15 protein-coding genes and 1 other annotated feature are annotated in these 15,532 nt (G+C 56.0%); of the genes, 12 read left to right on the plus strand and 3 right to left on the minus strand.

What is annotated here, in order from left to right:
• Positions 1-9 precede the first annotated feature (9 nt).
• The 3 genes from creB to creD are packed head-to-tail and all read left to right on the plus strand — an operon-like array spanning position 10 to position 3,532.
• Positions 10-699 carry a two-component system response regulator CreB gene (gene creB, locus K5E19_RS19590; protein ID WP_221552666.1) on the plus strand — a complete coding sequence of 230 codons (690 nt, stop codon included), beginning with the start codon at positions 10-12 and terminating at the stop codon, positions 697-699.
• Positions 699-2,123, plus strand: coding sequence for a two-component system sensor histidine kinase CreC (gene creC / locus K5E19_RS19595; RefSeq protein WP_221552667.1), 1,425 nt, complete (start codon positions 699-701; stop codon positions 2,121-2,123). Before creB ends, creC begins: the two co-directional genes overlap by 1 nt.
• Positions 2,124-2,179: 56 nt before the next feature.
• The gene (gene creD / locus K5E19_RS19600; protein ID WP_221552668.1) at positions 2,180-3,532 is read left to right on the plus strand and encodes a cell envelope integrity protein CreD; all 1,353 of its coding nucleotides are present in this window, start codon (positions 2,180-2,182) and stop codon (positions 3,530-3,532) included.
• A gap of 46 nt (positions 3,533-3,578) precedes the next feature.
• Here creD and arcA read toward each other — a convergent pair whose 3' ends face one another.
• Positions 3,579-4,295 (minus strand): two-component system response regulator ArcA, encoded by a 717-nt coding sequence (gene arcA / locus K5E19_RS19605; protein ID WP_003856501.1) that lies wholly within the window; start codon positions 4,293-4,295, stop codon positions 3,579-3,581.
• A gap of 95 nt (positions 4,296-4,390) precedes the next feature.
• On the opposite strand from arcA, the gene yjjY reads away from it, so the two are divergent.
• The 7 genes from yjjY to K5E19_RS19640 all read left to right on the plus strand — a co-directional run bounded on the left by yjjY (position 4,391) and on the right by K5E19_RS19640 (position 11,256).
• A complete protein-coding gene (yjjY, locus tag K5E19_RS19610; RefSeq protein ID WP_085928893.1) occupies positions 4,391-4,531 on the plus strand; it encodes a protein YjjY in 141 nt (46 codons plus the stop codon).
• Positions 4,532-4,930: 399 nt separating this feature from the next.
• Complete coding sequence (locus K5E19_RS19615; protein WP_221552669.1) at positions 4,931-5,617, plus strand: tRNA/rRNA methyltransferase; 687 nt, start codon at positions 4,931-4,933, stop codon at positions 5,615-5,617.
• 211 nt (positions 5,618-5,828) lie between these two features.
• A complete protein-coding gene (gene thrL, locus K5E19_RS19620) occupies positions 5,829-5,897 on the plus strand; it encodes a thr operon leader peptide (protein ID WP_015572623.1) in 69 nt (22 codons plus the stop codon).
• Positions 5,836-5,953: a sequence feature (Thr leader region), on the plus strand. (Overlaps the previous gene by 62 nt.)
• Positions 5,954-5,977: 24 nt before the next feature.
• Positions 5,978-8,440, plus strand: coding sequence for a bifunctional aspartate kinase/homoserine dehydrogenase I (gene thrA, locus K5E19_RS19625; RefSeq protein WP_221552671.1), 2,463 nt, complete (start codon positions 5,978-5,980; stop codon positions 8,438-8,440).
• 1 nt (position 8,441) lies between these two features.
• Positions 8,442-9,371, plus strand: coding sequence for a homoserine kinase (gene thrB / locus K5E19_RS19630; protein WP_010427087.1), 930 nt, complete (start codon positions 8,442-8,444; stop codon positions 9,369-9,371).
• Positions 9,372-9,374: 3 nt separating this feature from the next.
• Entirely contained in the window at positions 9,375-10,661 is a 1,287-nt protein-coding gene (thrC, locus tag K5E19_RS19635) for a threonine synthase (protein ID WP_221552672.1), read from the plus strand.
• A 292-nt stretch (positions 10,662-10,953) separates the two neighbouring features.
• Entirely contained in the window at positions 10,954-11,256 is a 303-nt protein-coding gene (locus tag K5E19_RS19640; protein WP_221552674.1) for a DUF2502 domain-containing protein, read from the plus strand.
• A gap of 32 nt (positions 11,257-11,288) precedes the next feature.
• Here K5E19_RS19640 and yaaA read toward each other — a convergent pair whose 3' ends face one another.
• Positions 11,289-12,062 carry a peroxide stress protein YaaA gene (gene yaaA, locus K5E19_RS19645; RefSeq protein ID WP_221552675.1) on the minus strand — a complete coding sequence of 258 codons (774 nt, stop codon included), beginning with the start codon at positions 12,060-12,062 and terminating at the stop codon, positions 11,289-11,291.
• 66 nt (positions 12,063-12,128) lie between these two features.
• On the minus strand, positions 12,129-13,559 hold the full coding sequence (locus K5E19_RS19650) for a sodium:alanine symporter family protein (RefSeq protein WP_221552676.1): 1,431 nt from the start codon (positions 13,557-13,559) through the stop codon (positions 12,129-12,131).
• Between the two features lie 262 nt (positions 13,560-13,821).
• On the opposite strand from K5E19_RS19650, the gene tal reads away from it, so the two are divergent.
• Entirely contained in the window at positions 13,822-14,775 is a 954-nt protein-coding gene (gene tal, locus K5E19_RS19655) for a transaldolase (protein WP_120159195.1), read from the plus strand.
• Between the two features lie 110 nt (positions 14,776-14,885).
• Positions 14,886-15,473, plus strand: coding sequence for a molybdopterin adenylyltransferase (gene mog, locus K5E19_RS19660; protein WP_010427076.1), 588 nt, complete (start codon positions 14,886-14,888; stop codon positions 15,471-15,473).
• Positions 15,474-15,532: the final 59 nt, after the last annotated feature.

Below are 15,532 nucleotides of genomic sequence, written 5' to 3' on the forward strand. Positions count from 1 at the left end.
GGATGAACCATGCAACAACCTGTGGTCTGGCTGGTTGAAGACGAAACCAGTATCGCCGATACGCTGATCTACATGCTTCAGCAGGAAGGATTCGCGGTAAAGGCGTTTGAACGCGGTTTACCCGTGCTGGAGGAGGCGCGGCGGCAGGCTCCGGCGCTCGCCATTCTGGACGTCGGGCTGCCGGACATCAGTGGATTTGAGCTTTGCCGCCAGCTGCTGGCGCAGCATCCCTCACTGCCCGTGCTGTTTCTGACGGCGCGCAGTGATGAGGTAGACAAGCTGCTTGGCCTGGAAATGGGCGCTGATGACTACGTTGCGAAACCTTTCTCACCTCGTGAAGTCTGCGCCCGGGTGCGGACGATTTTACGGCGCATGCAAAAATCCGCCGCACCATCAGAAACGTTGCGTATCGGGCAGTTTGAACTGAACGAGCCTGCCGCACGTATAAGCTGGTGCGGGGAAGCATTGCCCCTGACCCGCTATGAGTTCTTGCTGCTCAAAACCTTGTTGCAGGCCCCCGGGCGGGTCTTTTCTCGTCAGCAGCTCATGGACAAGGTGTGGGGTGAAGACGGCGACAGTTTCGACCGCACCGTGGACACCCACATCAAAACCCTGCGCGCCAAGCTGCGGGCGGTGAACGATACACTTTCACCCATTAGCACCCATCGCGGCATGGGCTACAGTCTGGGCCTTTACTGATGCGCATTGGGATGCGGCTATTGTTGGGGTACTTCCTGATCGTGGCCATCGCCGCGTGGTTTGTGCTGTCGATCTTTGTTCAGGAAGTAAAGCCCGGCGTGCGCAGGGCAACCGAGGGCACGTTGATCGACACCGCGACCCTGTTGGCTGAAATTGGACGTGACGATTTGCTTTCGGGTCATGCGCAGCAGGGCAAACTGGCGCAGGCCTTTTCTCAGCTTCATCAGCGCCCTTTCCGCGCCAACATCGGCGGGATTCATAAAGTGCGTAACGAGTACCACGTCTACATGACCGATGCGCAGGGCCGAGTGGTGTTTGATTCCGCCGGTCTGGCCGTGGGGCAGGATTACTCGCGCTGGAACGACGTCTGGCTGACGCTTCGAGGCGAATACGGCGCGCGCAGTACCCAGAGTCATCCCGACGATCCGGAGAGTACGGTGATGTATGTTGCCGCGCCGGTTGTGGATCAGGGCAAGATTATCGGCGTGCTGTCGGTCGGGAAACCTAACAGCGCGATGGCACCGGTTATCCATCGCAGCGAGCGAAGGATCCTGTGGGCAGGCGGGGCGCTGCTCGGCATTGCCCTGCTGATTGGCCTCGTTGTGGCATGGTGGATCAATCGATCTATCGCTACGTTATCGCGCTATGCCGACTCGGTGACCACGGATGCACCTCTCCCGCTGCCTAATCCTGGCAGTAGCGAACTGCACAAGCTGGCCCTGGCGCTGGAGAATATGCGCATTCGCCTGGAAGGGAAAAACTACATTGAACACTATGTTCATGCGCTGACCCACGAGCTGAAAAGCCCCATCGCCGCCATACGCGGCGCGGCGGAAATTCTCGCCGAGCAGCCGCCGCCGCAGGTGGCCGCGCGGTTTATCGATAATATTCTGGTGCAAAACGCGCGCATGCAGTCGCTGGTTGAAAAACTGCTCACCCAGGCGCGGCTTGAAAATCGGGTCGAGATTACGCCTCAGACCGTACGTGTCGATCTGCTGTTTACGCGTCTTGCCGATGCGCGTTCGGCGGTTCTGACGGCGAAAAATATCACGCTGACGATCCAAAGCACCTCTCTGTGCGTTGCGGGCGATCCCGAACTGCTCGAACAGGCGCTCGGTAATTTGCTGGATAACGCTATCGATTTTACCCCGCAGGGCGGTGCCATCGAACTGGCGGCCCGGGAAGAGCAGGGGCAGATACAGCTTATCGTCACCGACAGCGGAAGCGGGATCCCGGATTACGCGCTGGAGCGTATTTTTGAGCGCTTTTATTCCCTGCCGCGCGAGAACGGGTTGAAGAGCAGCGGACTCGGGCTGGCGTTTGTTCAGGAGGTGGCGCGTCTGCATCAGGGAGAGATTACATTGCGTAATCGTGATGAAGGCGGCGTGATGGCCACGCTGACACTTCACCGTCCCTTCACATAACTTCAAACTGACCCCACACGGCCTGGTTACGCTCTCCTCATCACAAAGGAGACGTAATGATGAAATCCCCCCTATTTTGGAAAGTCAGCACCCTGCTGGGGTGCATCCTGCTGCTGTTAGTCCCGCTTTTTATGGTGAGTAACCTCATTTCAGAGCGTGAAAGCTACCGCAACGATGTCGAAAATACGCTTCGCCAGAGCACCAGCGGACCGCAAAAGCTGGTCGGCCCGCTGATTGCCATCCCGGTGACGGAGGTCTTCTACAAGTTAGAGGATGAGAAGAAAGTCGAGTACAAGAAAAGCTATATGCATTTTATCCTGCCGGAATCTCTGGTTGTGGAAGGGAACCAGCGCGTGGAGTCCCGCAATATTGGCATCTACGATGGGCAGATCTGGAACACAGACCTGAAGATAAAAGCGCAGTTTAATACCGAAGAGCTGAAGCAGTTGAAAGGGGAAACGATCGCGACAGGGCAGCCGTTTATCGTGACGGGCGTTGGCGACGCGCGGGGTATTGGCACGGTGAGTATCTCTAAAATCAACGGTGAGACGCTGAGCGTGGAACCCGGTTCAGGCGTCTACGGGGGGCTTGCAGGGATCCACATCCCGCTGACCGACAAAGCGCTGGAAGCCAAAACGTTTGCACTTGAGATGTCACTCAATCTTGCGGGAACCGGCAGTTTTGCGGTGGTACCGGTAGGGCGTAATAGCGAAATGACGCTCAACAGCAACTGGCCGCATCCGGGCTTTATGGGCAACTATCTGCCGGTTAAGCACAAAATTGGCGAGTCCGGTTTCCAGGCGAACTGGAAGAGCAGCTGGTTTGCGAACAACCTTGAGAGCTGGTTCAGCGGGAGCGAATCGCCATCGTGGGAGTCGATCCCCGCCTTTAGCGTCACGGTAGCCACGCCCGCCGATCAGTATCAGCTGACCGACCGTGCGATCAAGTACGCTATTTTGCTGATTGCGCTGACGTTTATGGCCTTCTTCGTCTTCGAAACCTTAACCGGGCTGCGCCTGCACCCAATGCAGTACCTGCTGGTGGGGCTGTCGCTGGTGCTGTTCTATCTGGTGCTGCTGGCGCTGTCTGAACACATCGGGTTTACGCCCGCCTGGGTTGTTGCAAGCCTGGTTGGCGCAGCGATGAACGGAATGTACCTGCAGGCCGTGCTGAAAAGCTGGAAACGCAGCGGGCTGTTTGTGCTGGCCTTGCTGGGGCTGGACGTGGTGATGTGGTTCCTGCTGCGCTCGGAGGACAGCGCCCTGCTGTTGGGGTCAGCGGTTCTTGCGCTGGCGCTGTTCGCCGTAATGTACCTGACCCGGCATTTCGACTGGTACTCGCTTTCTCAGCCGAAGCGACCTGAGCCACCCGCAGCACCGGATGACGATACGATGCGGATCTGGAAATAAAAAAAACGGCGCAAATGCGCCGTTTTTTAATGCGTTAACTGCGGGATTACTCCTGCAGATCGCCGCAGAAACGGTACCCTTCGCCGTGGATGGTGGCGATGATTTCCGGCGTATCTGGCGTAGATTCGAAATGCTTACGAATACGACGGATGGTCACGTCTACGGTACGGTCGTGCGGTTTCAGCTCACGGCCGGTCATTTTCTTCAGCAACTCTGCACGGGACTGAATTTTGCCCGGGTTTTCGCAGAAGTGCAGCATCGCGCGGAATTCACTGCGCGGCAGTTTATACTGCTCACCGTTCGGGCTGATCAGTGAACGGCTATTGATATCAAGTTCCCAGCCGTTGAATTTGTAGCTGTCTACGCTACGACGCTCTTCGCTGACCGTTCCCAGGTTCATGGTGCGGGACAGCAGGTTGCGTGCACGAATGGTTAACTCGCGTGGGTTAAACGGTTTGGTGATGTAGTCATCCGCACCGATTTCCAGGCCAAGAATTTTATCAACTTCGTTGTCACGGCCCGTCAGGAACATTAACGCGACGTTCGCCTGTTCGCGCAGTTCGCGCGCCAGAAGAAGACCGTTTTTGCCTGGCAGGTTAATGTCCATAATGACCAGGTTGATATCATTTTCAGAAAGGATCTGATGCATCTCTGCGCCATCGGTCGCTTCAAAGACATCGTAGCCTTCTGCTTCGAAAATGCTCTTTAACGTGTTGCGTGTTACCAACTCGTCTTCAACGATAAGAATGTGCGGGGTCTGCATGTTTGCTACCTAAATTGCCAACTAAATCGAAACAGGAAGTACAAAAGTCCCTGACCTGCCTGATGCATGTCGAAAATTAACATGATCGGCTTAACGTGACTAAAGTACGTAATTGCGTTCTTGATGCACTTTCCATCAACGTCAACAACATCATTAGCTTGGTCTTGGGTACTTTCCCTTTGGACCCGACAGTGTCAAAAACGGCTGTCATCCTAACCATTTTAACAGCAACATAACAGGCTAAGTGACACCGGACACCCAATAAAACTACGCTTCGTTGACATATATCAAGTTCAATTGTAGCACGTTAACAGTTTGATGAAATCATCGTATCCGAATGCTAGCCTTTGTCACAAATTTTCAATAAACCAACTAGTTGCGGACATTGATTGATAAACAATACGAATCCAATTAAGAATAGGCATTCACACAGTCATTATCATTATAAAACATAGGGATAATACCTGTCTGTTAACATTCTAACTGATTGTTCAGCCACAAAATAGTTTAGCGTTTTTAATTTGTTATGAAACGCTATTTCGGTGATTTGTGTTGCAATTTTGTAAATTCGTGCTGCGTAATATGTTGAAGCGCATCACATTTTTACCCGCTAACTGCTTAAAAAGAGAGCATAAATGCATCTGTCGATTGTGCTGGTGGCCCCAGCAAGACCCGAAAACATAGGCGCTGCGGCGCGTGCCATGAAGACCATGGGTTTTACCGATTTACGTATTGTAGACAGCGCCGCGCACCTGGAGCCTGCGGCACGTTGGGTCGCGCACGGTTCGGGAGATATTCTCGATAATATAACCACTTACGCTACGCTTGCCGACGCGCTGCACGACATCTCCTTTACCGTTGCGACCACGGCGCGCAGCCGGGCGAAGTTCCATTACTACGCCACACCTGCGGAGCTGGTGCCCATGTTAAGTGAGAAAAGCCAGTGGCTGGAGAAAGCCGCGCTGGTGTTTGGGCGGGAAGATTCCGGGCTGACCAATGAAGAGCTGGAACTGGCAGATGTGCTGACAGGCGCGCCGATGGTTGCAGATTATCCGTCTCTCAATTTAGGCCAGGCGGTGATGGTCTATTGCTATCAATTAGCATCCTTAATACAAATTCCACAGCCGCCTGTTACAGGTACCGATGAAAACCAGCTGGCTGCACTTCGCGCGCGCGTGGAAAACCTGCTCATGCAGCTGGGTGTGGCTGACGATCAAAAAATGGTCGACTGGCTCCAGCAGCGTTTGGGCCGTCTTGAGCAACGCGACACGGCAATGCTGCACCGTTTGCTGCACGATATTGAAAAAAAATTGGCCGAGTAAAGTGCTGTCATACGTTTTTACTATGGCGTAATCATCTGGTGATAAGGGTTGATTTTGGGGTATTCGGATGAAAATAAATCCGACGGCAGCGGGACGTGAGAGTCATCCGAATTGTGATCAAATTAAAAATTCGTTGACTTAAGGTGCCCGATCCTTTAACCCTAAAAGAATACAGCACAGACAGATAATAATGACAGAGTACACAACATCCATGAAACGCATCAGCATCACCACCATTACCACAACCATCATCATTACCACGGGTAACGATGCGGGCTGACGCGTACAGGAAAAACAAAAAAAAGCCCGCACCTGAACAGTGCGGGCTTTTTTTTCGGCTAAAGGAAACGAGGTAGAACCATGCGAGTGTTGAAGTTCGGCGGTACATCAGTGGCAAATGCAGAACGTTTTCTGCGTGTTGCCGATATCCTGGAAAGCAACGCCAGGCAGGGGCAGGTTGCGACCGTGCTCTCTGCCCCGGCAAAAATCACGAACCATCTGGTGGCGATGATTGAAAAAACCATCGGTGGCCAGGATGCACTCCCGAACATCAGCGACGCCGAGCGTATCTTCGCTGACCTACTGCAAGGGCTGGCAGAGGCGCTGCCCGGCTTCCCGCACGCTCAGTTGAAATCCTTCGTTGAGCAGGAATTCGCGCAAATCAAACACGTCCTGCACGGCATCAGCCTCCTCGGTCAGTGCCCGGACAGCATCAACGCGGCGCTGATCTGCCGCGGTGAAAAACTCTCTATCGCCATCATGGCTGGCGTGCTGGAAGCGCGCGGCCATAGCGTGACCGTGATCGACCCGGTTGAAAAACTGCTGGCGGTGGGCCACTACCTCGAATCCACCGTTGATATTGCCGAATCAACCCGCCGTATCGCCGCGAGCAAAATCCCGTCTGACCATATGATCCTGATGGCTGGCTTCACCGCCGGAAACGAGAAGGGCGAACTGGTGGTGCTGGGCCGTAACGGCTCCGACTACTCCGCCGCTGTGCTGGCCGCCTGTTTACGCGCGGACTGTTGTGAGATCTGGACTGACGTCGACGGCGTATATACCTGCGACCCGCGCCAGGTTCCGGACGCCAGGCTGCTTAAGTCGATGTCGTACCAGGAAGCGATGGAGCTTTCCTACTTCGGCGCCAAAGTGCTTCACCCGCGTACCATCTCCCCGATTGCCCAGTTCCAGATCCCTTGCCTGATTAAAAATACCGGTAACCCGCAGGCGCCGGGTACCCTGATTGGCGCCAGCTCCGATGAAGATGGTCTGCCGGTGAAAGGTATCTCTAACCTGAATAATATGGCGATGTTCAGCGTCTCAGGTCCGGGTATGAAAGGGATGGTCGGCATGGCGGCGCGCGTCTTTGCAGCCATGTCCCGCAATGGTATCTCGGTAGTGCTGATCACCCAGTCTTCTTCCGAATATAGCATCAGCTTCTGCGTGCCGCAGGCCGACTGCCTGCGCGCCCGTCGCGCGCTGGAGGAGGAGTTCTATCTGGAGCTGAAAGAAGAGCTGCTGGAGCCGCTCTCCATTCAGGAACGCCTGGCGGTTATCTCTGTGGTTGGCGACGGTATGCGCACGCTGCGCGGCATCTCCGCCAAGTTCTTTGCCGCGCTGGCGCGCGCCAATATCAATATCGTGGCGATTGCCCAGGGCTCGTCTGAGCGTTCAATTTCCGTTGTCGTGGACAACGATGACGCCACCACCGGCGTACGCGTGGTTCACCAGATGCTGTTCAACACCGATCAGGTGATCGAGCTGTTCCTGATTGGCGTAGGAGGCGTCGGTGGCGCATTGCTGGAGCAGGTGAAGCGCCAGCAGGAGTGGCTTAAGAAAAAGCATATCGACCTGCGCGTCTGCGGTATCGCCAACTCCAGGGCGCTGCTTACCAACGTCCACGGTCTTAACCTGGAAAACTGGCAGGCGGAGCTGGAGGAGGCGAAAGAGCCGTTCAACCTGGGGCGCCTGATCCGTCTGGTGAAAGAGTATCACCTGCTTAACCCGGTGATCGTTGACTGTACCTCAAACCAGGCTGTGGCCGACCAGTACGCCGACTTCCTGCGCGAAGGCTTCCACGTGGTGACGCCGAACAAAAAGGCTAACACCTCGTCGATGGATTACTATCACCAGTTGCGTCTGGCGGCGAGCAAGTCGCGCCGCAAGTTCCTGTACGACACCAACGTGGGCGCGGGGCTGCCGGTTATCGAGAACCTGCAAAACCTGCTTAACGCGGGCGACGAACTGCAGCGTTTCTCCGGCATTCTCTCCGGCTCGCTGTCGTTTATCTTCGGCAAACTGGATGAAGGGATGAGCCTGTCGGAAGCCACCCGCGCCGCGCGCGAGCTGGGCTATACCGAGCCGGATCCGCGTGACGACCTTTCCGGTATGGACGTGGCGCGCAAGCTGCTGATCCTCGTGCGTGAAACGGGCCGCGAGCTTGAGCTTTCGGATATCGTGATTGAGCCGGTGCTGCCAGCAGGGTTTGACGACAGCGGTGACGTCAGCGCCTTTATGGCGAATTTGCCGCAGCTTGACGATGCTTTTGCCGCTCGTGTGGCGAAAGCCCGTGATGAAGGTAAGGTATTGCGCTATGTTGGCAACATTGAAGAAGATGGCGTGTGCCGGGTGAAGATTGCCGAAGTGGATGGCAACGACCCGCTGTACAAAGTCAAAAACGGCGAGAATGCGTTGGCGTTCTACAGCCACTATTATCAGCCATTGCCGCTGGTGCTTCGCGGCTATGGCGCAGGGAACGATGTTACGGCGGCGGGTGTGTTTGCCGATCTGCTGCGTACCCTGTCATGGAAGTTAGGAGTTTAACATGGTCAAAGTTTATGCCCCAGCTTCCAGCGCCAATATGAGCGTCGGATTTGACGTGCTGGGCGCGGCGGTCACGCCGGTGGATGGTTCGCTGCTGGGCGATACGGTTACGGTGGAAGCGGCAGACAGCTTCAGCCTGAATAACGTGGGCCGCTTCGCCAGCAAACTGCCGTCTGAGCCGCGCGAAAATATCGTCTATCAGTGCTGGGAACGCTTCTGTCAGGAGATCGGCAAAAACGTGCCGGTCGCCATGACGCTGGAAAAAAGTATGCCGATTGGCTCGGGGCTGGGTTCCAGCGCCTGCTCGGTGGTCGCCGCGCTGGTGGCGATGAACGAGCACTGCGGCAAGCCGCTGAACAACAGCCGTCTGCTGGGCCTGATGGGCGAGCTGGAAGGGCGCATCTCCGGCAGCATTCACTATGACAACGTGGCGCCGTGCTTCCTCGGCGGCATGCAGCTGATGATCGAAGAAAATGGCATCATCAGCCAGCAGGTGCCAGGGTTTGATGAGTGGCTGTGGGTGCTGGCCTATCCGGGCATTAAGGTCTCTACCGCGGAAGCGCGCGCGATACTGCCCGCGCAGTATCGTCGTCAGGACTGTATCGCCCACGGACGTCATCTGGCGGGCTTTATTCACGCCTGCTACACCCGTCAGCCGCAGCTGGCGGCGAAGCTGATGAAAGACGTCATTGCCGAGCCGTACCGCACGAAGCTGCTGCCCGGCTTTAACGAGGCGCGACAGGCCTCGATGGATATCGGCGCGCAGGCGTGCGGCATTTCCGGCTCCGGCCCGACGCTGTTCGCCCTGTGCGACAAGCCTGACACCGCGCAGCGCGTGGCGGACTGGCTCTCTAAACACTACCTGCAAAATCAGGAAGGCTTTGTTCATATTTGCCGTCTGGACACGGCTGGCGCACGAGTACTGGGATAATTAATGAAACTCTACAACCTTAAAGATCATAACGAGCAGGTCAGCTTCGCGCAGGCGGTAACTCAGGGGCTGGGCAAAAATCAGGGGCTATTCTTCCCGCATGACCTGCCGGAATTCCAGCTGACCGACATCGACGAACTGCTGAAGCAGGACTTTGTCACCCGCAGCACCAAAATTCTGTCTGCATTTATCGGCGACGAAATCCCGCAGGAGCTGCTGGAAGAGCGCGTGCGTGCGGCGTTCGCTTTCCCGGCGCCAGTGAAGCAGGTTGAGCCTGACGTTGGCTGCCTGGAGCTGTTCCACGGCCCGACGCTGGCGTTTAAAGACTTCGGTGGCCGCTTCATGGCGCAGATGCTGACCCACATCAGCGGCGACAAACCGGTGACCATCCTGACCGCGACCTCCGGGGATACCGGGGCGGCGGTGGCGCATGCGTTCTACGGCCTGAAAAACGTCCGCGTGGTGATCCTCTATCCGAAAGGCAAAATCAGCCCGCTGCAGGAAAAACTGTTCTGTACGCTCGGCGGCAACATTGAAACCGTGGCGATTGACGGCGATTTCGATGCCTGCCAGGCGCTGGTGAAGCAGGCCTTCGACGACGAAGAGCTGAAGGTCGCGCTGGGTCTGAACTCCGCCAACTCCATTAACATCAGCCGTCTGCTGGCGCAAATTTGCTACTACTTCGAAGCGGTGGCGCAGCTGCCGCAGGAAGCGCGTAACCAGCTGGTGGTTTCCGTACCAAGCGGTAACTTCGGTGACCTGACGGCGGGCCTGCTGGCGAAATCCCTCGGTCTGCCGGTGAAACGCTTTATCGCCGCGACCAACGCCAACGACACCGTGCCGCGCTTCCTGAAAGACGGGAAGTGGGCGCCGAACGCCACGCAGGCAACGCTCTCTAATGCGATGGACGTGTCACAGCCAAACAACTGGCCGCGCGTGGAAGAGCTGTTCCGTCGTAAGATCTGGCGTCTGGGTGACCTGGGCTACGCTGCGGTGACGGATGAAACCACCAAAGCGACCATGCGTGAGCTGAAGGCGGTGGGGTATACCTCTGAACCGCATGCAGCGATTGCCTACCGCGCGCTGCGCGATCAGCTCAATCCGGGTGAATATGGCCTGTTCCTGGGCACCGCGCATCCGGCGAAGTTCAAAGAGAGCGTGGAAGCGATCCTGGGTGAAACGCTGCCGCTGCCGAAAGAGCTGGCCGAGCGCGCCGACCTGCCGCTGCTGTCTCATGAACTGCCGGCAGATTTTGCCGCGCTGCGTAAGTTGATGATGGTTCGAGCGTGATTTTTGTCGGGTGGCGGCTACGCCTTACCCGACCTACAACGGCTCAGAACGTAGGCCGGGAAAGCGCAGCGTCACCCGGCAACAGCAGCACTGTACCGAGGCCGGGTAAGGCGTAGCCGCCACCCGGCTTTTTTGTGAAGAAATTAAGGAGAAAAAAAGCAGGAAAAAAGCAGAAATTCCCAATAAATGCGGTCACTTAGCGTTTAGGATTGCAGAGAATAACATCCCCCGTTCCCCTCGCGTACTCTCCTTACATCGGCCCACGTTGGGCAAGAAGAATAAGGAGTCACCTGTGTCTAAACTGAAACCTGCACTCATCGCGCTTTCACTGGTGCTGGCCGCCCCCATGGCGGTTCAGGCATCCGAAATCACCCTCGTCCCTGCGGTAAAACTGCAGATTGGCGACCGGGATAACAACGGACATTACTGGGACGGCGGCCGCTGGCGCGACCACGACTGGTGGAAGGCGCACTATGACTGGCGCGATAACCACTGGCGTCCGCATGATGAAAAGCGTAAGCATGACAATCGCCATGATGACCATCACCACGATGATCGCCGTGACGATCGCGGCCCGGACTGGAAACACCATTAATGCAAAACCCCGCCAGCTGGCGGGGTTTGTTTTTACTGCTCGTGGCGCTTAAACACCAGCTCGCCTTTCCCTGACGCTTCTTCATCAAAGAAATAACCTTCGCTGTTAAACGCGGTCAGCTGCTCTGGCTTCGTCAGGCGGTTCTGGATGATGTAGCGGCTCATCAACCCGCGCGCTTTCTTGGCGTAGAAGCTGATCACCTTGAACTTGCCGTTCTTCTCGTCGAGGAACACCGGTTTGATAATCTCTGCATCCAGCTTTTTCGGTTTTACCGACTTGTAGTACTCATCGGAGGCCAGGTTAATCACTACGTTATCGCCCTGCGCGCGCAGCGCCGCGTTCAGCTTGTCGGTAATGATATCGCCCCAGAAATGGTACAGGTCTTTGCCTTTGGCATTCTCCAGTCGGATACCCATCTCCAGACGATAGGGCTGCATCAGATCCAGCGGGCGCAGTACGCCGTACAGGCCTGACAGCATGCGCAGATGCTGCTGGGCAAAATCGAAATCGGCTTCGGTAAAGTCTTCCGCCTGCAGGCCGGTATAGACATCGCCTTTGAACGCCAGAAGCGCCTGACGCGCGTTGGCCGGAGTGAAGTCCGGGTGCCACTCATGGAAGCGGGTCGCGTTCAGGTCGGCCAGCTTGTCGCTGATGCTCATCAGCGAGGCGATTTGCGGCGCAGAGAGTTTACGCGCTTCGTGGATCAGCTGTTGCGAATAATCCAGCAGTTCAGGCTGGGTAAAGCGCTCGGTGGCGAGCGGGCTCTGGTAATCGAGCGTTTTTGCAGGTGAAATCAGAATCAGCATATCCAGTCCTTGCAGGAAATTTAGAGCGACTTTAGCAAAAAATCGCCCTGAATTGATCGATAGCTGTTATTGCCGCGGCAAATCATCCCAGGAGCCGGGGGCAATTTGCGCCTCTATTTCGGGGTAGCGGGTGGGATCGAACACGGGTTTAAGGCCCAGCTTGCGCTGACGCAGATAGTCCTGAGCAATGAGCGTCACCACCGGAGAAAGCAGCAAAATTGCCGTCAGGTTGGTGATCGCCATCAGCGCCATAATCACGTCCGCCAGTTGCCAGACCACCGGCATGCTGAGCAGGGCGCCCGTCATTATCATGGCGATGACACACACGCGAAGCACGATGCGCGAATGCCGCGAGTCAAGCTTCAGGAAGATCAGGTTGTTCTCCGCGTAGAGATAGTTCACCGTGATCGAACTAAAGGCAAAAAGCCCCACGATCAATGAGACAAACCCGGCTCCCCAGCCACCCACAAGGTTGACCAGCGCCTGCTGAACCAGCTGTATCCCGGCGGTGCCAGAGGGATGGGGAAGGGGCCCCGACAGCAGAATTATCATCGCACTGGCGGAGCAGATAATAATGGTGTCCGTGAACACACCAATCATCTGCACAATGCCCTGCGCCGCAGGATGGGGAGGCCAGGATGCCGCCGCTGCGGCTGCGTTGGGCGTTGACCCCATACCGGCTTCGTTCGAGAACATGCCCCGCTGAAACCCTGCCGTGAGTGCCTGACTGACGGTATAACCCAGCGCGCCCGAGGCCGCTTCGCGCCAGCCGAACGCACTCTTAAAGATAGCGGCGATGACGTCCGGAAACTGATCGATGTGCAGTACGGTAACGAACAGACTGGCGGCTACCCACAAGAGGGTCATAACCGGAACCAGCCACTGCATCAGGCGGGCTACGCATTTGAGACCGGCATATATCGTCAGCAGGGTCAGAAGCGTTAAAACGGCACCGGTTATCCATTCCGGGCAGGCAAAGGCATATCGCATGGCATGCGCCACGGAGTTTGCCTGGACGGTGTTAAAAATCAGGCCATAGGCGATGAGTAAGAAGAGCGAAAACAGGACGCCCATCCAGCGCATCCCCAGTCCACGAGCCATATACCAGGCCGGACCGCCGCGAAACTGGCCGTTTTTGTCTTTCTCTTTATAGAGTTGAGCGAGCGAGCATTCAGCGAACGAGGTCGCCATGCCGATAATCGCCGTCGCCCACATCCAGAATACGGCGCCAGGACCACCCGCACTGATGGCCAGCGCAACGCCCGCCAGATTACCGCTGCCGACACGCGCGGCGAGACTGGTACAGAGTGCCTGAAATGAGGTTAATCCGCCCGGCTGTGGGGTGATGCTATTTTTCAGACTTCTGCCAAACTTGCGAATATAACGAAACTGGATAAAACCACTGCGCAGGGTGAACCACATACCTGCTCCCAGGAGCAGATATATCATTATCGAACCCCAGAGAATTTCGTTAATAAAGAACAGGAAATCAGGCATTAACGTCCCTCTTGTTGATGCCAAAGTGAATATGTAAGCGCTACCACTGATTGGACATGCTGTTGCTTAGCAGCCTGTTAATATTCTCAGTTTATCATACTCTGCCTAAGCGCACTGTCTGCGGTTGCGCTGCCTCTCACTCGTGTTATCATCAGGGCAGACCGGTTACATCCCCCTAACAAGTAAACCTGTCATTTTTCCGCTGCAGGCATGCTGTCGGTAGCGTGAATTATCCAGGGCACGTTAAAAGAGAAACACTATCATGACGGATAAATTGACCTCCCTTCGTCAGTTCACCACTGTCGTAGCTGACACCGGAGATATCGCGGCAATGAAGCTGTACCAGCCGCAGGATGCCACAACCAACCCTTCTCTGATCCTTAACGCCGCACAGATCCCTGAGTATCGCAAACTGATTGACGACGCTGTGACCTGGGCGAAAGCACAGAGCAGCGACCGCGCGCAGCAGGTTGTGGACGCTACCGACAAGCTGGCAGTGAACATCGGTCTGGAAATCCTGAAACTGGTTCCTGGCCGTATCTCTACCGAAGTGGATGCACGTCTCTCCTACGACACCGAAGCGTCTATCGCGAAAGCGAAACGTCTGATCAAAATGTACAACGACGCTGGCATCAGCAACGACCGTATCCTGATCAAACTGGCTTCAACCTGGCAGGGCATCCGCGCTGCAGAGCAGCTGGAAAAAGACGGTATCAACTGTAACCTGACCCTGCTGTTCTCCTTCGCGCAGGCGCGCGCATGTGCAGAAGCGGGCGTATACCTGATTTCTCCGTTCGTGGGCCGTATTCTGGACTGGTACAAAGCCAACACCGATAAGAAAGAGTACGCACCGGCTGAAGATCCAGGCGTGGTTTCTGTTACTGAAATCTACGAATACTACAAACAGCACGGCTATGAGACCGTGGTTATGGGCGCAAGCTTCCGTAACGTCGGTGAAATCATCGAACTGGCTGGCTGTGACCGCCTGACCATCGCCCCTGCGCTGCTGAAAGAGCTGGCTGAAAGCGAAGGTACCCTGGAGCGTAAACTGTCCTACACCGGTGAAGTGAAAGCGCGCCCAGAGCGCATCACTGAATCCGAGTTCCTGTGGCAGCACAACCAGGATCCAATGGCAGTAGACAAACTGGCGGACGGTATCCGTAAGTTTGCTGTTGACCAGGGCAAACTGGAAAAAATGATCGGCGACCTGCTGTAATCATTCCGCGTGACCGGGCTCCCGGTCACGCGTCTTACCCCCGCCTCTGTCTGAATTTCCTCTCTGCGTGTATCATTCCCTTTAATCAGTACTCTTTGAATGGAATGGATATGAATACCTTACGCATCGGCTTAGTGTCGATTTCTGACCGCGCCTCCAGCGGTGTATACCAGGATAAAGGCATCCCCGCTCTGGAAGAGTGGCTTGGCAGCGCGCTGACCACCCCGTTCGAGATCCAGACCCGCCTGATCCCGGACGAGCAGCCGATCATCGAGCAGACCCTGTGTGAGCTGGTGGATGAGATGAGCTGTCACCTTGTTCTGACAACGGGCGGAACCGGCCCCGCGCGCCGCGACGTGACGCCGGACGCGACGCTGGCGGTTGCCGATCGCGAAATGCCGGGCTTCGGTGAACAGATGCGACAGATCAGTCTACACTTTGTTCCGACGGCCATTCTTTCCCGCCAGGTGGGGGTGATCCGCAAGCAGGCGTTGATCCTGAACCTGCCGGGCCAGCCGAAGTCGATCAAAGAGACGCTGGAAGGGCTGAAAGCAGAAGATGGTAGCGTCATTGTTCACGGTATCTTCGCAAGTGTACCGTATTGTATACAGCTGCTTGACGGTCCCTATGTGGAAACCGATGAGAAAGTGGTAGCAGCTTTTCGTCCGAAAAGCGCTCGTCGCGAAACAATCTCCTGAAAATAATGAAAATGTGACATTAGCGTCAGCCGCAGTAGCGTATAAACGGATTTACGATA

This window comes from Enterobacter sp. RIT637, from assembly GCF_019718755.1.
Classification (GTDB): Bacteria; Pseudomonadota; Gammaproteobacteria; order Enterobacterales; family Enterobacteriaceae; genus Enterobacter.